At 60.5% G+C, this 22352-nt stretch carries 19 protein-coding genes; 8 read left to right on the top strand and 11 right to left on the bottom strand.

The genetic code is table 11. The features are described from left to right. Window positions 1-54: 54 nt before the first annotated feature. A complete protein-coding gene (gap, locus tag B5G40_RS03285) occupies window positions 55-1068 on the bottom strand; it encodes a type I glyceraldehyde-3-phosphate dehydrogenase (protein WP_087328567.1) in 1014 nt (337 codons plus the stop codon). A gap of 259 nt (window positions 1069-1327) precedes the next feature. Between gap and B5G40_RS03280 the strand changes: the two genes are divergently transcribed. From B5G40_RS03280 to B5G40_RS03255, 6 genes are all read left to right on the top strand, one after another. Next, window positions 1328-2119, top strand: coding sequence for a sensor histidine kinase (locus tag B5G40_RS03280; protein WP_087328568.1), 792 nt, complete (start codon window positions 1328-1330; stop codon window positions 2117-2119). Window positions 2120-2257: 138 nt separating this feature from the next. Beyond that, window positions 2258-3433 carry a cation diffusion facilitator family transporter gene (locus B5G40_RS03275; RefSeq protein ID WP_087188850.1) on the top strand — a complete coding sequence of 392 codons (1176 nt, stop codon included), beginning with the start codon at window positions 2258-2260 and terminating at the stop codon, window positions 3431-3433. A gap of 333 nt (window positions 3434-3766) precedes the next feature. Continuing rightward, window positions 3767-4462 carry a response regulator transcription factor gene (locus B5G40_RS03270; protein WP_087188851.1) on the top strand — a complete coding sequence of 232 codons (696 nt, stop codon included), beginning with the start codon at window positions 3767-3769 and terminating at the stop codon, window positions 4460-4462. Beyond that, the gene (locus B5G40_RS03265) at window positions 4459-5916 is read left to right on the top strand and encodes a sensor histidine kinase (RefSeq protein WP_087188852.1); all 1458 of its coding nucleotides are present in this window, start codon (window positions 4459-4461) and stop codon (window positions 5914-5916) included. The genes B5G40_RS03270 and B5G40_RS03265 overlap by 4 nt, the downstream gene beginning before the upstream one ends. Window positions 5917-5931: 15 nt before the next feature. Continuing rightward, on the top strand, window positions 5932-7176 hold the full coding sequence (locus tag B5G40_RS03260; protein WP_087398754.1) for a S1C family serine protease: 1245 nt from the start codon (window positions 5932-5934) through the stop codon (window positions 7174-7176). A gap of 173 nt (window positions 7177-7349) precedes the next feature. Next, window positions 7350-8504: an amidohydrolase gene (locus B5G40_RS03255; protein ID WP_087398753.1), complete on the top strand. Its 1155-nt coding sequence runs from the start codon at window positions 7350-7352 to the stop codon at window positions 8502-8504. Between the two features lie 35 nt (window positions 8505-8539). Here the strand turns inward: B5G40_RS03255 and rpiB are convergent, their stop codons facing one another. The 7 genes from rpiB to hrcA form a co-directional block, all read right to left on the bottom strand. After that, entirely contained in the window at window positions 8540-8965 is a 426-nt protein-coding gene (rpiB, locus tag B5G40_RS03250; protein WP_087188855.1) for a ribose 5-phosphate isomerase B, read from the bottom strand. 13 nt (window positions 8966-8978) lie between these two features. After that, window positions 8979-9770 (bottom strand): histidinol-phosphatase HisJ family protein, encoded by a 792-nt coding sequence (locus tag B5G40_RS03245; RefSeq protein ID WP_087398752.1) that lies wholly within the window; start codon window positions 9768-9770, stop codon window positions 8979-8981. A 10-nt stretch (window positions 9771-9780) separates the two neighbouring features. Next, window positions 9781-11898, bottom strand: a complete 2118-nt coding sequence (locus B5G40_RS03240; RefSeq protein WP_087398751.1) for a glycosyltransferase family 39 protein — start codon at window positions 11896-11898, stop codon at window positions 9781-9783. A 56-nt stretch (window positions 11899-11954) separates the two neighbouring features. Then, complete coding sequence (gene dnaJ / locus B5G40_RS03235) at window positions 11955-13115, bottom strand: molecular chaperone DnaJ (RefSeq protein ID WP_087398750.1); 1161 nt, start codon at window positions 13113-13115, stop codon at window positions 11955-11957. Window positions 13116-13252: 137 nt separating this feature from the next. Beyond that, window positions 13253-15112 carry a molecular chaperone DnaK gene (dnaK, locus tag B5G40_RS03230; protein ID WP_087398749.1) on the bottom strand — a complete coding sequence of 620 codons (1860 nt, stop codon included), beginning with the start codon at window positions 15110-15112 and terminating at the stop codon, window positions 13253-13255. Window positions 15113-15155: 43 nt separating this feature from the next. Next, window positions 15156-15695 carry a nucleotide exchange factor GrpE gene (grpE, locus tag B5G40_RS03225; protein WP_242959176.1) on the bottom strand — a complete coding sequence of 180 codons (540 nt, stop codon included), beginning with the start codon at window positions 15693-15695 and terminating at the stop codon, window positions 15156-15158. Between the two features lie 16 nt (window positions 15696-15711). Next, complete coding sequence (hrcA, locus tag B5G40_RS03220) at window positions 15712-16764, bottom strand: heat-inducible transcriptional repressor HrcA (RefSeq protein ID WP_087398747.1); 1053 nt, start codon at window positions 16762-16764, stop codon at window positions 15712-15714. Window positions 16765-16989: 225 nt separating this feature from the next. Between hrcA and B5G40_RS03215 the strand changes: the two genes are divergently transcribed. Beyond that, window positions 16990-17457, top strand: a complete 468-nt coding sequence (locus tag B5G40_RS03215) for a GNAT family N-acetyltransferase (protein WP_087188862.1) — start codon at window positions 16990-16992, stop codon at window positions 17455-17457. 34 nt (window positions 17458-17491) lie between these two features. Here B5G40_RS03215 and B5G40_RS03210 read toward each other — a convergent pair whose 3' ends face one another. Genes B5G40_RS03210 through B5G40_RS03200 form a run of 3 tightly spaced genes read right to left on the bottom strand, consistent with a single transcriptional unit; the run spans window position 17492 to window position 20779 of the window. Next, window positions 17492-18253, bottom strand: coding sequence for an MBL fold metallo-hydrolase (locus tag B5G40_RS03210; protein ID WP_087398746.1), 762 nt, complete (start codon window positions 18251-18253; stop codon window positions 17492-17494). After that, window positions 18250-19650, bottom strand: a complete 1401-nt coding sequence (locus B5G40_RS03205) for an MATE family efflux transporter (RefSeq protein WP_242959174.1) — start codon at window positions 19648-19650, stop codon at window positions 18250-18252. Before B5G40_RS03205 ends, B5G40_RS03210 begins: the two co-directional genes overlap by 4 nt. Window positions 19651-19654: 4 nt before the next feature. After that, a complete protein-coding gene (locus B5G40_RS03200; protein WP_087398745.1) occupies window positions 19655-20779 on the bottom strand; it encodes a cysteine desulfurase family protein in 1125 nt (374 codons plus the stop codon). A gap of 198 nt (window positions 20780-20977) precedes the next feature. Between B5G40_RS03200 and B5G40_RS03195 the strand changes: the two genes are divergently transcribed. Beyond that, window positions 20978-22348 carry a rubredoxin gene (locus tag B5G40_RS03195; protein WP_087398744.1) on the top strand — a complete coding sequence of 457 codons (1371 nt, stop codon included), beginning with the start codon at window positions 20978-20980 and terminating at the stop codon, window positions 22346-22348. The last annotated feature ends 4 nt before the right edge of the window (window positions 22349-22352 follow it).

Genomic DNA, 22352 nt, shown 5'->3' with positions numbered 1-22352 from the left:
AACATAAAAAAGGGACGCTGCTGATGCAGCGTCCCTTTTTTGGATTCAAGTAACTTACTTGTGGTCCACGGAATACATATGAGCAATGAGGTCCAGGACCTTGTTGGAGTAACCCCACTCGTTGTCGTACCAGGACACGACCTTCACGAAGGTGTCGGTCAGAGCGATGCCGGCGCCGGCGTCGAAGATGGAGGTGCGGGCGTCGCCCAGGAAGTCAGAGGAGACAACGGCGTCCTCGGTGTAGCCCAGGATGCCCTTCAGCTCGCCCTCGGAAGCAGCCTTCATGGCGGCGCAGATCTCGTCGTACTTGGCGGGCTTGGCCAGGTTGACAGTCAGGTCAACAACGGACACGTCCAGGGTGGGAACACGCATGGACATACCAGTCAGCTTGCCGTTCAGCTCGGGGATAACCTTGCCCACGGCCTTGGCGGCGCCGGTGGAGGAGGGGATGATGTTGCCGGCAGCAGCGCGGCCACCACGCCAGTCCTTCTTGGAGGGGCCGTCGACGGTCTTCTGGGTAGCGGTGGTGGAGTGAACGGTGGTCATCAGACCATCGGTGATGCCCCAGTTGTCATGCAGCACCTTGGCGATGGGAGCCAGGCAGTTGGTGGTGCAGGAAGCGTTGGACACGAACTTCATGTCGGAAGTGTAGGTGTTGTGGTTGACGCCCATCACGAACATGGGGGTGGAGTCCTTGGAAGGAGCGGACATAACGACCTTCTTGGCACCGGCGTCAATGTGAGCCTGGGCCTTCTCCTGGGTCAGGAACACGCCGGTGGACTCCACGACGTACTCAGCACCCACCTCGCCCCAAGGAATGTCCTTGGGGTCCATGCAGGCAAAGAACTTCACGGTCTTGCCGTTGACAATGATGGCGTCATCGGTGTACTCGATGGTGCCGTCGAACTGACCGTGCATGGTATCGTAACGGAGCATATAAGCCATGTAGTCGGGGGTCATGAAGGGATCGTTGATACCCACGAACTCGATGTCAGAGCGGTTGATGCCGGCGCGGAACACCAGACGGCCGATACGGCCAAAACCGTTAATACCCACTTTAATGCTCATAGTGAATCTCTCCTTTGTTCTAAATAGCCTCTTAATACATCTTTCTTTGGCGCGACTACATTATAGACTAATCTGCCGGGAATGAAAAGAGGAAAAATGCAAAACTTACTGGGGAAACTGTATAAATTTATATGGTGGTTATCGGTAAACGTGGCGGTTTCGATGTAATACGACCGTATTCCTTGAGATTCGACAAAATATTTGCTATACTGACTTTGACTTTACCGTGTTTTGGGAGCTGAGAGGAGGAGGGAGGCCCATGGAGCCTGTTTCCGAGGATCTGGGGCTGCTGCTGGTGGAGCAGTTCCGGGAGCAGATGAACAATCTGGCGGCGGCGGTGCAGCTGCTGACGCCGGTGGTACAGGAGAAGGGAGGGCGCCAATATGAGCCCTACCTGGCCATCCTCCACCAGAGTATGTACCGCATGATGCGGATGCTGGGCAATCTGGAATATCTCCAGCTGCCGGAGGACGAATTGACAGTGACCCGGACCAGTCTGGACCTTGCCGGGCTGTGCCGCGGCCTTGGAGAGCAGGTGGCCTCCCTGGCGGGACAGGCGGGCCTGGAGTTCTCTTATGAGGAGGAGCGGGGCAGCCTCATCACCACCGGGGATGGCCCCCAGCTGCGGCGGATGCTGCTGGGCCTCATTTCCAATGCCTTTCGGGCGGCCGGAAAAGGGGGGCATACCGGACTGCGCCTGGCGGTGCGCCAGGACCGGGCGGTGCTTACCGTATGGGACGACGGCCCCGGTTTGCTGCCGCCGGAGGAGAAGAAAGAGCAGGAGCTGCTCCACCGGCCCGACGGCCTGGGCCTTGGCCTGCGGGTGGCCCGGCGGATCGCCGCCCTCCACGGCGGGGCTATCGTATTTGAGCAGCGGGAGGACCGGGGGTCCCGGGCGGTGGTCTCTCTGCCCATCCGGCCGCCGGAGGGGGGCGCGGTGCTGCGTACCCCGCGGACAGACTGGGACCGGTCGGGTGGTTTCTCCGATCTGATGGTGGAGCTGTCCGCCGTATTGCCCTACGAGGCTTTTTTACCCGCTGACCTGGAGTAAGATACAAATGAAAAAAGAGCGCGGCGCTTGGCGCAGCGCTCTTTTTCTATTCCCAGGAAAGCGGTATGGAACTTGACGTTACCGGCCTTCCGTGGGATAATAATAAGAATCTTGTTTTTTGGTTTGGAGTGAGCCTATATGACGGATTTTCTGGTCCGGCATTTTGTACGAGATTATCAGCAGGTACAGGACCCGGCGGTGCGGGAGCGCTACGGTGTACTGTCCGGCGGAGTAGGTATTTTCCTCAACCTGCTGCTGTCGCTGGGCAAGTTTTTTGCCGGCGTGGTCACCGGCTCCATCGCTGTCACTGCCGACGCCTTCAACAACCTGTCCGACGCAGGTTCCTCGGTGGTGACCCTGGTGGGCTTCAAGCTGGCGGGGCAGAAGGCTGACGACGGACACCCCTTTGGCCACGGCCGCATTGAGTATCTGGCGGGACTGCTGGTGTCTCTGCTAATTTTAATGGTGGGCGTGGAGCTGGGCAAGACCTCCATTGAGAAGATCATCCAGCCGGAGGAAGTGGCCTTTTCCATCCTGTCGGTGGGCATCCTGGTCTGCTCCATCCTGATCAAGCTGTGGATGAGTCTTTTCAACCGGAAGCTGGGCAAGCGTATCCACTCGGCGGCCATGCAGGCCACTGCCACCGACTCCCTGTCCGATGTGGTGGCCACCTCCGCCGTGCTGGCGGGCACCCTCATCGGTCACTTTGCTCATGTGAGCATTGACGGCTGGATCGGCGTGGTGGTGGCAGTCTTTATCCTGCGGGCCGGCTGGGGCGCCGCCAAGGATACCCTGAATCCCCTGCTGGGCACCGCCCCCGACCCGGAGCTGGTGAAGGCCATCCAGCAGCTGGTTCTGTCCCACGAGCAGGTGGTGGGGATGCACGATCTGGTGATTCATGACTACGGACCGGGCCGTCGGATGTGCTCCTTCCACGCCGAGGTGCCGGAGGGAGACGACATCATGGAGGCCCACGATGCCATCGATCACATCGAGCGGGAGATCCAGGAGAAATTCGGCATTGAGACCACCGCCCACATGGACCCCATTGCCACCGGAGACAGTGAGGTAGCCCGTCTGCGGGAGCAGGTGAGCGAGCTGGTCCGGGAGATCGACCCAGATATGAGCATCCACGACTTCCGCCTGACCCGTGGTCCCCGACACTCCAACTTGATTTTTGATGTGGTGGTGCCCCACCGCTGCCGTCTCAGCGATGAGGAGATTCGCAGACGCATTACCGAGGCGGCAGAGCAGGTGGTGCCCGGCTGCTATGTGGTGCTCCAGCTGGATCGGTCCTATGTGGGGGCAAGATAAGGCGATTTACAAATTGTTCACCCCCACTGTGGGGAAACGTGTATAATAATGTCTGATGAATAAACCGAAAATCGGTTTATTCCCGCGGCTGTAGCCGCGTATTTCCATTGGTGCGTTGAGACGCACCAATGGAAGGTGCAAGGTTTTTTGGATAACTTTGTCCAAAAACCTTGCACCTGAACAAAGCTATTTGGCCTTGAAAGATTTGGCTTTCAAGCCTTCCGGCTCTGTTCATTACGCATTATAATAAGGTTAAGTATGGCACAGACGCCCAGGTATAAACGGACATACCGGAAGAATACCATTTGATTAGTCTGAAAAGGACGGTGTACTATGGCCAAGAAAGTCCTCATCGTGGAAGACGACTCCAACATTGCTGAACTGCTCCATCTCTATCTGGAGAAGGAGGGGTTCGAAACAGCGGTGGCCGGCGACGGCGGCAAGGGTGTGGAACTGTTCCGCTCCTTCCGGCCTGACCTGGTTCTGCTGGACATTATGCTGCCCGTTATGGACGGCTGGTCGGTGCTGAAAAAGATCCGGGAGAATGACAAGACCCCCGTGATCATGCTCACCGCCAAGGGCGAGACCCAGGACAAGGTGGCGGGCCTGGAGGGGGGCGCCGACGATTACATTGTCAAGCCCTTTGAGATGAAGGAAGTGCTGGCCCGCATCCACGCGGTGATGCGCCGGTTCGGCGGTGACGAAAACGGAGGGGGAGAGAAGAAACTCTCCTTTGACAAGCTGGTCATCAACCTGGATTCCTATGAGCTGCTGGTGGACGGCAAGCGGGTGGACACGCCCCCCAAGGAGCTGGAGCTTTTGTACCATCTGGCTGCCTCCCCCAACCGGGTGTTTACCCGCAACCAGCTGCTGGATGAGGTGTGGGGCTTCGATTACTTCGGAGACTCCCGCACCGTGGACGTACACATCAAGCGCCTGCGGGAGAAGCTGGAGGGCGTCAGCAGCCAGTGGAGCCTCAAGACCGTGTGGGGCGTAGGATATAAATTCGAGGTTGTGACGGCCTCATGAGAAGCCTGTATAAGCGGCAGTTTATCCTGACAGCCGGTATGATCCTGGTGTCCTTTGCTCTGTTGGGTGTGGCGTTCTTTACTCTGTCCTATCAGTACACCATCCGTCAGACCAAAGAATCCATGGAGCGCAACGCCGATTATGTGGCCAACTTCACGTCCAAGTCCCGGGCTCTGGGGCTGGGTGTGGAGGATGACGTCTACATTACCATGATCGCCACCATTGCCCAGATCTCCGACGCCGTGGTACTCATCACGGAGGCGGATGGCGAGATGGTGGTATCCACCGACGGCGTAACGGTTAAGGGCTACAACACCCTGGGCGGACGCTATCTGCCCCGCACCGTAGTGGAGCAGGTGACCCAGTCTGGGGGATATACCGGCATGAGCACCCTGGGCGGGTTCTTCTCTGAAAAGCGCTATGTGGCCGGTACGCCCATTGTGGTGGAGACACTGGACCGCAGCAGCGGCCAGGTGGTCAAGACCATGGTGGGTGTGGCCTATGTGGCGGCGGAGGCCTCCAGCCTCACCGAACTGTGGCGGGCGTTTACCACCATCTTCTTCTTTACCGCGGTGGTGGTGCTGTGCATTGCCTTCCTGACCAGCTCTGTGACCTCTCTCAAGCAGACCAAACCGTTGAAGGAGATCGCCGAGATCGCCAGAAAGTTTGGCCACGGCGAGTATGAGCTGCGGGTCAAGGGCTATGAGGACCGGCGGGACGAGGTGGGAGAGCTGGCCGAGGCCTTTAATGCCATGGCCGACTCCATCTCCAAGAGTGAGGAGCGGCGGTCCGAGTTTGTGGCCAACATCTCCCATGAGTTAAAGACCCCCATGACTACCATCGCCGGCTTTTCCGACGGCATTCTGGATGGCACCATCCCGCCGGAGCGGGAGCGGGCTGCCCTCCAGACCATCTCCTCCGAGACCCGGCGGCTGTCCCGGCTGGTGCGGCGAATGCTGGACCTGTCCCGGCTCCAGTCGGCGGAAAATGTCACCGCACAGGAGCAGTTTGATGTCTCCGAAATCATGCTGCGGGTGCTGGTGAGCCTGGAGACCAAGATCAACGCCCGGCATCTGGACGTAGACACCCAGCTGCCTGACGGGGCGGTAATGGTGTGGGGCGATCCGGACGCCATCACCCAGGTGTGCTATAACCTGCTGGACAACGCCATCAAGTTTTCCAATGAGGGGAGTACCATGGGCATCTCCATCACCACCAAAGGCGGAAAGGCCCATGTGGCGGTACGCAACACCGGGCAGACCATCCCGCCGGATGAGTTGGCCATGATTTTCGACCGGTTCCACAAGAGCGACAAATCCCGCAGTGTGGACCGGGAAGGCGTGGGCCTGGGCCTGTATATCGTCAAGACCATTCTGAACAACCACAAGGAAAACATTACAGTGACCAGCCAGGACGGTGTGACCGAGTTCAACTTTACGTTGACCCTGGCATAAGGACAGGAGGGAGCCATGCACGGCTACTATTACGACCAGAACCGGGTCTATCCGCCGGAGGACCAGGACCGCCGGCGGCGTCCGGGCCGGAGAGGGCCGGGGAAGGCTGTGGTGCTCTTCTGCTGCGCCCTGGCTCTGCTGCTGGTCGCGGCGGTAGTGCTGCGCTGGGTGGGTGATACCCTGTCCCCCCGGGAGGATTTATTCCACTCTGGTGATAAATCCCCCGAAAACACCCCCTATGACTGGGGCGATACCTGGGATTGGGAGGACGAGGAGACCGGAGAGACCACCGTGGAGCGGGCCCCCTTGGGGGACGATGTGACCCTGACGTTGACGCCCCAGCCTCAGACAGAGGCCCATACGCTCCAGACCATCTACCAGGAAAACATCCAGTCCATCGTGTCCATCTGGGGCGACGCGGGGACGTCCTACTCCTTCGGCACCGGTGTGGTGCTGTCTGCCGACGGCTACATTATTACCAATACCCACGTCATCGAGGGCTGCAGTTCCGTGGAGGTGGTTCTCCAGGACGACAGCAGCTATGAGGCTCTGCTGGTGGGGATGGATGTGCCCACCGATCTGGCCGTGCTCAAGATCGACGCGCAGAACCTGCATCCTGCTGTGTTCGGCAATTCCGATGAGCTGCAGGTGGGGGATACGGTGGTTGCCATCGGCAATCCCCTGGGCCAGGAGCTGCGGGGCACCATGACCGACGGCATCATCTCCGCCATCAACCGGGATGTGGATGTGGACGGGTACAGTATGGTGCTCATCCAGACCACCGCCGCCCTCAACTCGGGCAATTCGGGAGGCGCCCTCATCAATGAATACGGCCAGGTGGTGGGGATCACCAATATGAAGATGTCCGCCTATGACGATACGGTGGAGGGTCTGGGCTTTGCCATCCCCACCACTACCGTCAAGACGGTGGTGGACGATCTGATCCGCCAGGGCTACGTCAGCGGGGAGCCTTCCATCGGTATCACCTGCTACACAGTTACCGAAGAGATGGCGGAGGAATATGACCTGCCGCTGGGGGTCTATGTGAAAAGTGTACAGCAGGACTCCGACGCCAAAAAGCAGGGTGTTTTTCCCGGCGATGTGATCGTGGAGGCCAATGGACAGAGCATCACCACCATTGAGGAGCTGCTGGCATTGAAGGAAGGCATGGAAGCGGGCGATGTGATCCACTTCCGCCTGTGGCGGAGCGGCGGCTATCTGGAGCGGGATGTGACCCTGATGGAACAGTATGTTCCCTGAACAAAGACAGAAAAAACGGGCGTCTCCGTTAGGAGACGCCCAATATTACACAGAAGAATGGATTGAATGGTGACGTGGATCGCACTTGTCCTTCCTGTGAGCTGTGAATACAATATACTATAAATTACCAAAAATGTCAAACAAAAGATTTGACGAAAGGGGTCGGAAAGAAGATGATGATTGTCAACGGGGTGGTCCACCCCATGGATGGGCCGGTGATCCAGCGGGGTTATGTGGCCTTTGAGGATGGAAAGATCACGGCGGTGGGACCCATGGAGGAGCTGACCGCCGTCGCAGAGGGGGCGATGGATGCCCGGGGAGGGCACATCCTGCCCGGCTTTATTGACGCCCACTGCCACCTGGGCCTGTTTGGAGACTCCCTGGGGTTTGAAGCGGACGACGGCAACGAGTCCACCGACCCCTGCACCCCCCAGCTGCGGGCCATCGACGGGGTGAATCCTCTGGACCGGTGCTTTCAGGAGGCCCGGGAGGGGGGCGTCACCACGGTGCTCACCGGCCCCGGTTCTGCCAACCCCATCGCTGGGCAGTTCCTGGCTCTGAAAACCGACGGCCGTTGGGTGGATGAGATGGTGGTTAAAGCCCCGGCGGCTATGAAATTTGCTCTGGGGGAGAACCCGAAGTCGGTATACAACGACCGGAAGGAGACCCCGGTGACCCGCATGGCCACAGCCGCCCTGATTCGGGAGGAGCTGTCCAAGGCCATGGAATATCAGGACAAGCAGGACAAGGCCTCGGAGGACCCGGATACCGATATGCCTGACTATGACGCCAAGCTGGAGGCTCTGCTGCCGGTGCTGAAGGGGGAGGTGCCCGCCCACTTCCACGCCCACCGTGCGGATGATATCGCCACGGCGGTACGGCTCAGCCGGGAGTTCGGCCTGAAGTACGTCATTGTCCACGGTACCGAGGGCTACAAGATCTCCGACCTGCTGGCCGCTGAGGGGGCTGCGGTGATTACCGGCCCCTGCCTCACCGACCGCTCCAAGCCGGAGCTGTTGGGCCAGACCCTGGCCAACCCGGCCCTGCTGGCCAAAGCTGGGGTACGGGTGGCCATCTGTACCGACCACCCGGAGACCCCCATCCAGTACCTGCCCCTGTGCGCGGCCATGGCGGTGCGGGGTGGCATGGAGGAGGAGGAGGCTCTGGCGGCCATCACACGCAATCCGGCTGAGATCGCCGGCATCGGCCATCGGGTGGGTACCCTGACCCCCGGCAAGGACGCCGATATCGTGGTCACCCAGGGCCATCCCTTTGACTGGAACGGTAAGGTCCAGGCCGTGTTCCTGGAGGGAAAACAGGTTAAATAAGCAGCAAAAAGGCGCGCCTTTTTTGGCGGTAATGGTCAGGGCTCCAGCTTGTCCACCCGGCGCTGGTGGCGGCCACCCTCAAACTCAGTGTTGAGGAAGGCATCCAGGATCTTGTCGGCCATGTTGTTGCCGATGAGACCGCCGCCCATGGCCAGCATATTGGCATTGTTGTGCCGGCGGGTCATCTCGGCGGACAGAGGCTCGCTGCACAGGGCGCAGCGAATGCCCTTCACCTTGTTGGCGGCGATGGAGATGCCGATACCGGTGGTGCAGATGACGATGCCCCGGTCACATTCGCCGGAGGCCACCGCCTCAGCCGCCGCCCGGCCGAAGTCGGGATAGTCGCAGCTGTCAGACGTGTAGCAGCCGTAATCCTTGTAGGCCAGCTGGTGCTGGTCCAGATAGTCCATGACGTGGCGCTTGAGGGCCAGTCCTCCGTGGTCAGAACCCAGTGCGATCATAATAACATCCTCCTTACAGTGTGTGGAACACAGGTTTGCGCTTCTCGTAGGTGGCCAGATAGCGGAAGCCCGCCTCCGCCAGCAGCTGGCAGGCCTGCTCACAGCCCTTGCCCACCCCGTCAGTGGTGTGTGCGTCAGAGCCGATGGTAACAATCTCGCCGCCGCAGGCCTTGAACTGCTTGAGTACCGGCAGCCACTCCTTCAGAGTGCGGCCCCGCCAGGTGTTGATCTCGATGCCGCGGCCCCGTTCCGCCGCTGCCCGGAAGATACCGTCCAGCACATCGTGGTAGCGGTCCAGGGAGATGGGGTGATCCATGTAGCGCAGGGGGTAGATGATGTGGCTGAGCACGTCGTAGAAATCGGTGACTGCCAGCTTTGCCATGGAAGAGAAGTAGTTATCCAGGGCGGCGTAGCAGGCAGCGGGATCGGGGTAGTCCACATAGTAGAAATCAGTGCCACCCTTTTCAGGACAGAGATTATGGATGGAACCCAGCACGAAATCCAACTCCGGCCGGTCCAGAATGGTGCGGCTGACTTCCGGATTCAGGTGGGCCATACCGAACTCCAGGCCCAGGCGGATGGTCAGCTTGCCGGCGTAACGGGGAGCCACGGCGGCGTATTGCTCCAGAGCGGGGGGCCAGTCATAGTGGTCTACCGGCTCTCCGTAGAGCTCCAGCAGGTCGCAGTGGTCGGTGATGCACAACTCATTCAGCCCCGCGGCCACAGCGGCATCGGCCATATCGGCCAGGGGCACGCTGCCGTCGGGAGAGAGAATGGTGTGGGTATGGTAATCGGTGAGAAACATGGTAACCTCCTCAAAATGGCCAGGCGGGGAACCACTTCAGGATGCAGGTTCCGTACCAGCTGGGATAAGTAATGCCCACCAGCGCTGGGTAAAACAGCACATACAGCGCCGCTGCGCCGCCGGTGACGGCGTACATGGCCGGTTTCCAACGGATCATCTCTTCCTTCTTGGACAGGGTATAGAATACATAGCACAGAGCCAGGATGAGGAAGAGCACCGAGGGGAAGTAGTGGTAGGCGAAGGTGATACGTCCAATGAAGAACCAGGGCACCAGCTGGGCCAGATAGCCGATGAGAATAAACAATGCAATGGGAGAGGATTGCCGGAAGGTGCGGCTGACAAACCAGCCCAGGACCAGATAGAGGGCCAGCAGGGCCACGATGAGCACCAGGCAGAGCAGCCGGGTCTGGGTATCGGTCTCCGGGTCAAAAACGCCGGTGACCCAGGCAGCGGAGGCTGCTCCGCCCAGCCCAGAGAGACCAAAGAAGGTCAGCTTGGCCCACAGGGGACGGAAGGCCTGGGCGGCGCACACCAGCATGGCTGCCAGGCCGCCCCAACAGACCACAGGATTGAGGAAGGCGGCAAAGCGGGTAGTGACTCCGGCCACAGAGTTGTCCATGTAGTACAGGATGGGCCGGGCATTGACCAGCCACTCGTACCACCGGGAGGAGTAGGGGTGGGAGGAGGTGACGCCGTTGTGGTAGGAGAGCATATACTTCTGGTTCTCCCACATCTCGCTGAGTAGATTTCCCAGGGACAGGTCCCCGGAGGCCGCGGCGTAGGGCAGGTAGGACAGAACATAGATGATGGCGGGAATGACCGCAAAGACCAGCACCGAGAAGACCAGGATCTTCACCGTCCAGCCTGTCCGCTCCTGGCGGGATTCCTCCGGCCAGCGGCGCAGTTTGACCACCAGACCGATGAAATAGAGAGCCACCAGTCCGGTGCAGCCGTAGATTACCGTCCATTTGGAGGCAGCACCGATGCCCCAGAACAGCCCCGACAGGAAGAGGGGCAGGGCGCACTGCTTGAAGGAGGCACCGTCAGGCAGGGTCAGATACCGGTACAGGAAGTAGTACATCAGCAGGATGAAGAAAAAAGCGTAGGTATCGATGGTGGCCAGCCTGGTCTGAGTCAGGTGCATGAAGTCCACTGCCAGCAAAATGGTGCCGCAGGTGGCAATGGAGGTGCGGCCGAAGAGGTTTTTCAAAAACAGATAGAGCAGAGGGATCATTGCTACCCCGAAGAGGGTGCCCATAAACCGCCAGCCGAAGGGGGTCATGCCAAACAGGGCGATGCCCACGCTCATAATAAGCTTGCCCAGGGGTGGGTGGGAAATCTCATAGGGTTCCACACCCCGCAGATGCTCATAGGCGGTGCGGGGATGATAGATCTCATCAAAGTAGGCGGAGTTCTCAAAGGAGATGGCCTCGGGTACCGTATCCGCCTCGTCGAAGAGGGGATTGGTGCTGTCGCTGATCCAAATGCGGTTGCCGTTTTCGTCAAACAGGGCCAGTTCGTTCAGCTCCAGCAGGCCCTTGTTGGCCTGACCGGTAATCCGGATATAGCGAATATACTGGGGGTTATCAAAGGTGATCTCATTCCATTTGAACAACTGGTTGTAGTTCTGGGTCATGGCATAGCTGGCGCCGTAGCCGGTGCCGTCAGCCCAGTAGTATCCGGTGATCTCGTCAGGATCGTCGGCATTGTCCTTCCGCTGCCACAGGGACAGCCAGTTTACCCCGTCGGAGGAGATCTCCACCTGATATTTGCCGGTGCCTAGGCCGCAGAAATACCACAGCTTGGAGGCCAGGTATTCCTCCGAAAATGCGAAGGTGGCGGATTTTTCATCGCCGAAGTCCCAGGGGTTTTGAGGGGCGGTGGTGGAGCCCAGGTTAAAGAAGGCGGTGACGGCATAGGCAATGGTGATCAGTACCATGGGGATGGCGTCCTTTTTCACCAGGGGATGCCGCCGGCCTGCAAAGGTGAAGGGCCTCTTTTCCGGGAGCGGGGCCAGTTGCTGGGCCAGGGGGGCCCGCATGGTCTGGGCATACCACAGGAAGAAGCCCAGCAGCGCCGCAATGGTCAGGATGGGGAAGAGATAGACGATGTATCGAATGGGTCCCATAGGAGCACCTCACAGACAAAATAAGAGGACGAGTATAGTGTACTCGTCCTCTTATTTTATTTCTTCTTCTTGCGTTTGTCAAAGAAAGATTTCACGCCGTCCGCCGGACTGGGTGGAATCTCGCCCATGGCTTCGCCATAGGCACGCAACGCCTCCTTCTGCTCACGGGTCAGATCGGTGGGGACCTGCACATTGACAGTGACGTACTGATCGCCCCGGCCCCGTCCGTTGACGGAGGGAATGCCCTTGCCCCGCAGGCGGAAAGTGGTGCCGGGCTGGGTACCGGCGGGCAGGTTCCACTTCACCTTGCCATCGATGGTGGGGATCTCCAGCTCGGCGCCCAGGGTGGCCTGAAGGAAGGTGACCGGGTGCTCCAGGAATACCGATGTACCGTCCCGCTTGAAGAACTCGTGGGGACGGACGGTGACGCTGATGAGCAGGTCACCGGCGGGACCGCCGTTGCGGCCCGCGCCGCCCTGGCCTCGGAGGGAGACGGCCTGGCCGTTGTCGATACCGGCAGGGATGCTGACGGTGATCTTGCGCTGCTTGCGCACATTGCCGGTGCCGCCGCAGTCCTTACAGGGCTGGTGGATGATCTTGCCCTTGCCGCCGCACTTGGGGCAGGTGGTGGTGGTGGCGAAGGTAAAGGCGCCGCCGCCCCGCTGGATGCGGATGGTGCCGCTGCCGTGGCAGTCGGGACAGACCTCCGCGGTGGTGCCGGGGGCGCAGCCGGTACCCTTGCAGGAATCGCAGCTCTCGGTGCGGTTGAGGGTGATCTCCTTCTCGCAGCCGAAGGCGGCCTCCTCAAAGCTGATGGTCACCGAGGCCCGCAGGGTCTCGCCCTTCATAGGCCCGTTGCTCCGGCGGCTTCCACCGCCGCCAAAGCCGCCGCCGAAAAAGGAACCGAAAATATCCCCCAGGTCGATATCGCCCATATCGAAGCCGCCGAACCCGCCGCCGCCAAATCCGCCGGCGCCGAAGTTAGGATCCACGCCGGCGTGGCCAAACTGGTCGTACTTGGCCCGCTTCTCCTTGTCGGAGAGGATCTCATAGGCCTCATTGACCTCCTTGAACTTGGCCTCGGCGTCCTTGTCGCCGGGGTTCAGGTCGGGGTGGTATTTCTTGGCCAGCTTGCGGTAGGCCTTTTTCAGCTCGTCCTCGCTGGCGGTTTTGGCTACGCCCAGGACTTCGTAATAATCTCGTTTCTGTTCAGGCATTGGTGTTCACCTCTGTTTCAGAGTGGAGCGTGGAAAGTGAAGTGTGAAAGCAGCTCTCCACGATCCACCGTTTGGGAGAAAACGGAACGCCACACAGGCGGGGGACAAGCCCCCGCCCGCGGTGTTTTCCTGTTTAATTACTTCTGATCGTCGTCCACGACCTGATAGTCGGCGTCCACCACGTTGGGGTCGGTGTTGGTGCCGCCGGCCTGGCCGCCGAAGTTGGCGCCGCCCATGTCGGGGCCGGCCTGACCGCCCTGGGGATTGGCCTGCTGATACATCTTCTCAGCGATGGGGTAGAAGGCCTTGGAAGCTTCCTCGGTGGCAGCCTTGATGGCCTCGATATCGGTGCCCTTCATGGCGTCCTTCAGCTTGTTGATGGCGGCCTCCACAGTGGCCTTGTCGTTGGCGTCGATCTTGTCCTTGGCGTCCTCCAGAGCCTTCTCGGTCTGGTAGATCACCTGGTCGGCCTGGTTGCGCACATCAACCTCTTCCTTGCGCTTGGCATCCTCGGCGGCAAACTGCTCGGCCTCCTTGACGGCCTTGTCGATGTCCTCCTTGGACATATTGGTGGAGGAGGTGATGGTGATGTGCTGCTCCTTGCCGGTGCCCAGATCCTTGGCGGACACATTCACGATGCCGTTGGCGTCGATGTCGAAGGTAACCTCGATCTGAGGCACGCCGCGGCGGGCGGGAGCAATGCCGTCCAGGTTGAAGCGGCCCAGGGTCTTGTTGTACTGAGCCATCTCACGCTCGCCCTGGAGCACGTGGACCTCAACGGAGGTCTGGTTGTCAGCGGCGGTGGTGAACACCTGGCTCTTCTTGGCGGGGATGGTGGTGTTGCGCTCGATGAGCTTGGTCATAACGCCGCCCATGGTCTCAATGCCCAGGGACAGAGGAGTCACGTCCAGCAGCAGCAGGCCCTTCACGTCGCCCACCAGAACGCCGCCCTGGAGAGCAGCGCCGATGGCCACGCACTCGTCGGGGTTGATGCCCTTGAAGCCTTCCTTACCGGTCAGCTTCTTCACCATATCCTGCACGGCGGGGATACGGCTGGAGCCGCCCACCAGCAGCACCTTGGACAGGTCGCCGGAGCCCAGGCCGGCGTCGCTCATGGCCTGACGGACGGGGCCGGCGGTGGCCTCCACCAGGGAAGCGGTCAGCTGATCGAACTTGGCACGGGTCAGGGTCAGATCCAGGTGCTTGGGGCCGGTGGCGTCAGCCGTGATATAGGGCAGGTTGATGTTGGTGGAGGTGACGCCGGACAGCTCGATCTTGGCCTTCTCGGCGGCCTCCTTCAGGCGCTGCATGGCGACCTTGTCGCCGGTCAGGTCGATGCCGGTGTCCTTCTTGAACTCGGCGGCCATCCAGTCCATGACGGCCTTGTCGAAGTCGTCGCCGCCCAGACGGTTGTTACCGGCGGTGGCCAGCACCTCGATGACGCCGTCGCCAACCTCCAGCACGGACACGTCGAAGGTACCGCCGCCCAGGTCGTACACCATGATCTTCTGGTCGGTCTCCTTATCCACGCCGTAGGCCAGAGCCGCGGCGGTGGGCTCGTTGATGATACGCTTCACGTCCAGACCGGCGATGCGGCCGGCGTCCTTGGTGGCCTGACGCTGAGCGTCGGTGAAGTAAGCGGGGACGGTGATGACAGCCTCGGTGACAGGCTGGCCCAGATAAGCCTCGGCGTCCGCCTTCAGCTTCTGCAGGATCATAGCGGAGATCTCCTGGGGGGTGTAGGCCTTGCCGTCCACGTTCACCTTGTAGTTGGAGCCCATCTCACGCTTGATGGAAGCGATGGTGCGGTCGGGGTTGGTGATAGCCTGGCGCTTGGCCACCTGGCCCACCATGCGCTCGCCGTCCTTGGAGAAGGCCACGACAGAGGGGGTGGTGCGGTTGCCTTCCGCGTTGGCGATAACGACGGCCTCGCCGCCTTCCATAACAGCAACACAAGAGTTGGTCGTACCGAGGTCGATACCGATGATCTTAGACATAATCAATTCCTCCAATATATCGTAAATTGTTTTTTAACATGAATTAGTTGGCCACCTTGACCATGGAGAACCGGATCACCTTTTCTTCGGTGCGGAAACCGGCCTGGAACACCTCTACGATGGTGTTCTCTCCGGCGTTCTCGTCCTCCACGTGCATGACGGCGTTGTGCAGGTTGGGGTCGAAGGTCTCGCCCAGGGCGGGGATCTCCTGAATGCCCAGCTTGGAGAGGACCTCCTTCAGCTGGGTCATGGTCATCTCCACGCCCTTCTTATAGGCCTCGTCAGCGGTGTCCTGCTTGAGGGCCCGCTCCAGGTTATCGTACACCGGCAGGAAGGCGGCGGCGGTCTCTGCCTTGGAATCGGCCCAGGCCGACTCCTTTTCCTTCTGGCTGCGGCGGCGGTAGTTGTCGTACTCGGCGGCCAGCCGAAGGAACTTGTCCTCCTGATCGGTGAGGTTCTGCTTCAGAGCCTCCAGCTCCTCCAGCAGGGGATTGGGGGCTTCCTCCGCAGCCTCGGGGGCGGCGGCCTGTGCGGTCTGCTCCTCAGGGGTGACCTCTTCGGGCTGTTTCTCTTTCTTACTCATGGGATGCACTCATCTCCTATTTAAGATCGTCGCTGCCGCCCGGCAGCTCGCCCTGCCCGAACAGCCGGGTCAGTCCCTCGGCCAGATAGGAAAGGCGGGCGGTGATTTTGGCATAATCCATACGGGTGGGTCCCACCACACCGATGACACCCCGCATCCCGTCGCCAATGTCGTAGCTGGCCACCACCACGCTGGTATCCTTCAACGCGTCGGCCACATTTTCCGGGCCGATGAGGATCTTCATGGCGGCGTCCTTGGGAACGGGGAAGCGGGCGGGATCGGCGTCCTCGGAGAGGTAGCTCAGCAGAGGCTGGGCCCGCTCCAAAGAGCGGTACTCAGGCAGCTCCAGCAGATGGGCGATGCCCGAGGTGTGGACGGTGCGCTGCTCCAGGCTCTCCAGCACCTCCATCGCGAAGGAGACAACCAGGGAGATGAGCCCGTAGGCCTCTCCGGCGGCGTGCTGGGCCACCCGCATCAGCTCCGGCGTGATCTCATCCAGAGGCAGGCCGGTAAAGGTGGCGTTGAGCAGGGTGTTGAGCATCTGCAGCTGAGCCTCCGTCAAATCGGAGGGCAGCCGGATCAGCCGGTTGCGCACCACATTGGTGTCGGTCATTACCACGATGATAAAGGCGTTGTGCTCCACCATCAGAAGGTCAAACCGGCGGATCGTCACCCGGCTCATGCCGGAGGACAGAGCAAAGGCGGGGTAGTTGGTCAACTGAGACACCACCCGGCCGGCCTGGTCCAGCACCCGGTCCAGCTCCTGCATCTTCAGGCGCAGGGCCTGGTTGATGCGCTCGGTCTCCTGAAGGGAGAGCTTGTGCTCCTCCATCAGTTCGTTGACGTAGAACCGATACCCCTTGGGAGAGGGGATGCGTCCGGCGGAGGTATGGGGCTTTTCCAGCAGTCCCAGAGATTCCAGATCCGCCATCTCGTTTCGGATGGTGGCGGAAGAGATCTCCATGCCGATGGAAGAGGCAATGGCCTTGGAACCCACCGGCTCCGCCGACTGGATGTAACTTTCGATGATGGCGCGCAGGATTCGTTTTTTGCGTTCGGTTAAATCCATAGCGGCCACCTCACTTTTGATTTAGCACTCATACTACCTGAGTGCTAAAGATAATGTAGCACCGTCCGGGAAAAAAGTCAATAGGCAGGGTTGTAAATTAAATGTGAACGAAGAAAAGATAGCAGACAGACCTTCAGAATGCAAATCAGAGCGGTTGACGCGGCGGCGGTTCAATGGTATTCTATCCAATAAGGAACAATACTTGCAAACAGGAGGGGTGTCTCTGTGGACGGAACGGTGCCCGTGGAGATCATTGACTACGAGGAGCGCTACAAACAGGATCTGGAGGACATCTCTCTGCCCTGGCTGCTGGAGTATGACCTGCTGGAGCCGGTAGACCTGGAGATGCTGGCCGATCCGCACCGCTTTATCGCCGGGGGCGGCCGTGTGCTGCTGGCCCGCTGCGGCCGGGAGATTGTGGGCATGGTCATGCTGGAGCTTCAGGGCGACGGTGTGTGCGAGGCACTGAAGTTCGGCGTCAAAGAGGAGTACCGGGAGCGGGGCATTGGCACCGCCCTGATGGAGGCGGTGATCCAGGCCGCCCGGGACGCGGGACAAAAGACCATCGTGATCACCTCCAACCACAAGCTGAAGGCTGCCCTGCGGATCTATGAGAAGCTGGGATTTGAATACGTCACGTATTCTGACAAGTGGTTTCAACTGTCCGATATTAGAATGGAACGGGAATTATAAAAAAAGGACGCGCCGCAGGCGCGTCCTTTTTGATTCAGTCGGCAAATTCATACACCGCTCCGGCGGTGAGGTGGTGAAGCCTGTCGCCCAGTTCCTCCTCCAGCAGGGCGTAGGCGGGATCTCCGGTGCAGTGGCCGGTATAGATGTCCTGTACCTTTAAATCATCCCGCAGGGCGGCGGCGATGGATCGTACCTTCTCCGGGGTAGGGCCCAGGGTGGGAACACCCTCCTTGCCCATCAGGTGAAAGCCGCCCAATACCGCCCGAATGGGTTTTTGAGGGAACTGCTCGGAGAGCTGGGTGAGAATCTTCACCACTCCAGCGTGGCAGCAGGAGTTGAGGACCACCAGACCTTCGGAGGTCTCAGCCACCAGGGACTGCTCATGCTTCACCTGGTCGGGGATCAGGTGGAGGCCCTCGGCCAGATCCCGGGGTCCCTCCGCCAGGTCAAAGCGCTTCTCGTGCCGGCAGAACATCCCCATGTTGACACCGATGTACTCCTTCTCCGCCCAGATCTCCGGGTCGGTGATCCGGGGCCGGGCGTAGACGGCGGCGGAGGGATTGACGGCGAAGAAGGCGTTGAAGCCGTCGGCGTGGTCATAGTGCCCGTGGGACAGAGCGGCCTTGTCCACCTTTGAAAGGTCTACCCCCAGCCTGGCGGCGTTGTACACCACCGCGCCGCACTCTCCGGCATCCAGCAGGTAGCGGCCGCCCCGGTATTCCACATAAAAGGACAGGCCATGCTCGGGAATCAGTCCATCCTGGGCGGAGTTTTCCATCAGAACGGTGATCTTCATTGGGAGACCTCCTCTTTCTTCACATATTGGGTCACGTCATTGATCCAGGCCTTGGAGCGGAACCGGGGCACACCCACAATAAATTTGGTGATCTGCTCCATGATAACGCCCACATACACCCAGAAGACACCCCACTTCAGCACCAGACCGAAGAGGGCGGACAGGGGAAGGGCCACCAGCCACAGGGGGCACACGTCGATGAGGGAGGCCGCCCGCACGTCGCCGCCGCCCCGGAGCACGCCCACGGTGTTTACCGAGTTGAAGGCCCGCAGGGGGAGGCAGACGCCGATCATGGTGAGCATCATGGTGGCGATCTCTCCCGCCATGGGGGACAGATGGAAGAAGGGATAGACCAGGGTGGGGAAGAAGGTATGGGTGAAGGTGACCAGCAGCCCGCCGATCACCAGGCCGCAGATCATGGCCAGAGTGTTCAAAGTGGCCCCGATCTCATAGAGGTGTTCCCGGCGCCCGGCGCCGATCTCACGGCCGATAATGATGGCGGTGGTGCCGCCCACGGCGAAGATGGCCACGGTACACAGATCCTCCAGATTGCCTGCCAGAGCCCGGGCAGCCAGGATCTCGGTGGAGTTTTCCATATGGCCCATGACCACCTTGTGCATGGAGGTGCCCAGGCCCCACAGGGTCTCGTTGAGGACCACCGGGCCGGAATAGCGGAAAAACTTCTGGATCAGGGGCCGTCCCGGCCGGAACATGAGAGTGGGCTTGAGCTTGAACCGCTTGTTGGTGAGGGCATAGGTCATGGTGATGCCGAACTCCAGGATACGGGAGAGCAGGGTGGCAAAGGCTGCACCCTCCACCCCCAGAGCGGGGGCCCCCAGGTTGCCGAAGATGAACACCCAGTTCAGGAAAGTGTTGGTGGCCATGGAGGTGGCAAAGACGATCATGCCCAGTTTGGGGTTCTCCATAGAGCGGTGGGCGCCAACATACACGCCGGTGAGGCTGTTAAAGAGGTAGGAAGGGCCTACGATGCGGGCGTAGCTGGCGGCCAGAGGGATCAGCTCCTCATTGTCGGTGAGCAGGCCCATGAGCTGGGTGGGGAAAAAGCACATGATGATGGCGAACAGAGCGGCGATGGCGCCCGCCACATAGCAGCCGGTGCCGATGACCCGGTTGATGGTATCGGTGTCTTTCTTGCCCCAGAACTGGCTGATAAGCACCGAGGAGCCGCTTTGCAGTCCAAAAATCACCAGCTGAATGACAAACACCGGCAGATTGGCCTGGGCCACAGCGGCCAGAGGGGCCTCGCCCAGAGAGCCTACCATGAAGGTGTCCACCAGACCCAGCAGGGTGGTGCACAGATTTTGCAGCAGAATGGGCAGGGCCAATGATACCACATTGCGGTAAAAAGCCCGTCCCCGGTTCATGTAGGAAAACAAATCCTCACCTCATTGCGATCCGAGTCTGTGTGATCTCCGTGAGGGCGTCGGCCAGAGCGCCGGCCTCCTCACAGGTGCTGTCGGGGGAGAAGGAGATGCGCAGTACACCCATCAGGGTGCGCTTGGGCAGCCCCAGAGCCGCAAAGACGTGGCTGGGTTTGCCCTTGTGGCAGGCCGAGCCGGAGGAGACGTAGATCCCCCGGTCGGACAGGTCCCGCACCAGCATTTCGCTGGGATAGCCGGGCAGAGAAATGGCGCAGATGTGGGGGGCGTCGCCGGGACTGACCACCTCCAGACCGGGAACAGAGGAGAGAACCTCCAGGGCGTGGGCCTTTACAGCTGCGATACGAGCGGGCGCGCTGGTGTCCCAGGCCTCACAGGCGGCGGCCAGAGCGGCCAGCTGGGCGGTGGGCTCGGTACCGGAACGCAGGCCGTTCTCCTGCCCGCCTCCCAGCAGCAGGGGCTTCAGGTCCAGACCCTTGCGGATGTACTGGGCGCCGATACCCTTGGGCGCCCGGATCTTGTGGCCGCTGATGGTGAGCAGATCCACCCCCAGCTCCCTGGGGGTGAAGGGAACCTTCAAAAAGGCCTGCACCGCGTCGCAGTGGAGCAGGGCGGGGCAGTGGGCGGCCTTGATGGCCTGAGCGGACTCCGCCACTGGCAAGAGAGTACCCAGCTCATTGTTTACCAGCATCATGGACACCAGTACCGTGTCGGGCCGCAGGGCGGCCTTCAGATCGTCGATGGAGACGTGGCCGGACTTGTCCGGCTTTAAGTAGGTGACCTCATAGCCTTGGGCGGCCAGAGCGCGGATGGGTTCCAGCACGGCGGAGTGCTCGATGGCGGTGGTGATGATATGTTTCCCGCTCCGCTTCCCATGCTCCACGGCGGCCCGGATGGCCCAGTTGTCTCCCTCGGTACCGCAGGAGGTAAAGGTCAACTCCTCCGGCAGGCAGCCCAGCCTGCCTGCCACCACAGCACGGTACTCCTTTACTTTGGCGGCGGCGGCCTGGCCGATGGCATAGCCGGAGGAGGGGTTGCCGTAGCCCTCCGTCATGGCCTCATAGGCCGCTTTGGCCGCCTGGGGACAAACCGGCGTGGTGGCGGCGTTATCGAGATAGATGGACATGAACAGTCACCTCAGACAAAAAAAGTGCGGTTTCGCAATTCTTCATTGTAGCCTTATACAGAAGGAAAGTCAAGGCGGCAGAATTGTGGAAAACAGACGTGACAGTTTATCCCATAGCGCTTGACAAGCGGAAGAGAGGATAATATACTGTGACCTGCTAGGAAATAATTTTTGACAATAAGAAAGGAAGGAACCACCATGAGCGCCATCAAGCTGCGTGAAAATCTCTGGTCTGTGGGCGTCCTCAATCCGTCCCTGCGGGTCTTTGACATCGTAATGGAATCCAAATATGGTACCTCCTACAATGCCTACCTGCTGACGGGAGAGAAGAACGTCCTGATCGAGACGGTACATACCGACTATTTTGACGAATATCTGGACAACATCCGCCAGGTCATTCCTGTGGAGGATGTGGATTACCTGATTATGAACCACAACGAGCCCGACCACTCGGGCAGCGTGGCCAAGCTGATGGCGGTCTGCCCCAAGCTGGAGATCATCGCCACCAAGGCGGGCAAGAAGCACCTGCAGGATATCACCAACCTGGATCTGCCCTGCCGTACCGTGGCTGCCGGCGATACCCTGGACCTGGGCAACCGGGTGCTGGAGTTCATCCCCTCTCCCATGCTCCACTGGGCTGACTCCATGTTTACCTGGGACAAGGAGGGCAAGACCCTCTTTACCTGCGACTTCCTGGGCGCTCATTTCTGCGAGCCCACCATGCTGGATAAGAACATCCACGCCAAGGAGGCCTATGAGGGCGAGTTCGCCTACTACTATGCCGGTATCTTCGGCCCCTTCAAGCCCAGCGTGCTGGCCGGTCTGGACAAGATGCCCGCCGACGTGGAGCTGGTTTGCCCCAGCCACGGTCCCTGCCTGACCGAGACCATCGGCAAGGCCAAGGAGCTCTACCGCACCTGGAGCACCCCCGCTCCCAAGACCCAGCGCACCGCCTTCGTGGTGTACGCCTCCGCCTACGGCTGCACCCGCACTCTGGCGGAAGCTGCCGCTAAGGCTCTGGAGGGTGAGGGCTACGCCGTCACCACCGCCGACGTTACCGTGGTGCCCTATGCCGAGTGCGTGAAGCTGGCCCATGAGGCCGACGTGCTGCTGGTGGGTTCCCCCACCATCAACCGCGCCGCTCCCAAGGCTGTGTGGGATGTGCTCACCTCCATCGATCCCATCAACCTGAAGGGCAAGGCCGCCGGCGCCTTTGGCGCCTACGGCTGGAGCGGCGAGGCTGCACCCATGCTCCACACCTTCCTGAAGGGGCTGCGCTATGCCGCCCCCGAGGCCCCCTTTCGGGTGCTCTTCACTCCCACCCAGGCCGACCTGGATGCCATGGCCGAGTATGCCAAGTCTGTGGCCGCCCTGTGCACCGTGCCGGTGGACGCCCCCAAGAGTGAGGGCGGCAAGTGGGTGTGCTCTCTGTGCGGCTATATCTATGATCCCGCTGAGGGTGACCCCGCCCACGGCGTGGCCCCCGGCACCCCCTGGGAGCAGGTGCCCTCCTCCTGGTCCTGCCCCCTGTGCGGCGTGGACAAGGAAATGTTCAAGAAGGCCGAGTAAATCA

It is taken from the genome of Flavonifractor sp. An9, assembly GCF_002161245.1.
Lineage (GTDB): Bacteria > Bacillota > Clostridia > Oscillospirales > Oscillospiraceae > Flavonifractor > Flavonifractor avicola.
The sequence above is the reverse complement of the archived record's forward strand: the minus strand, read 5'-3'. Positions and strand labels throughout refer to the sequence as shown.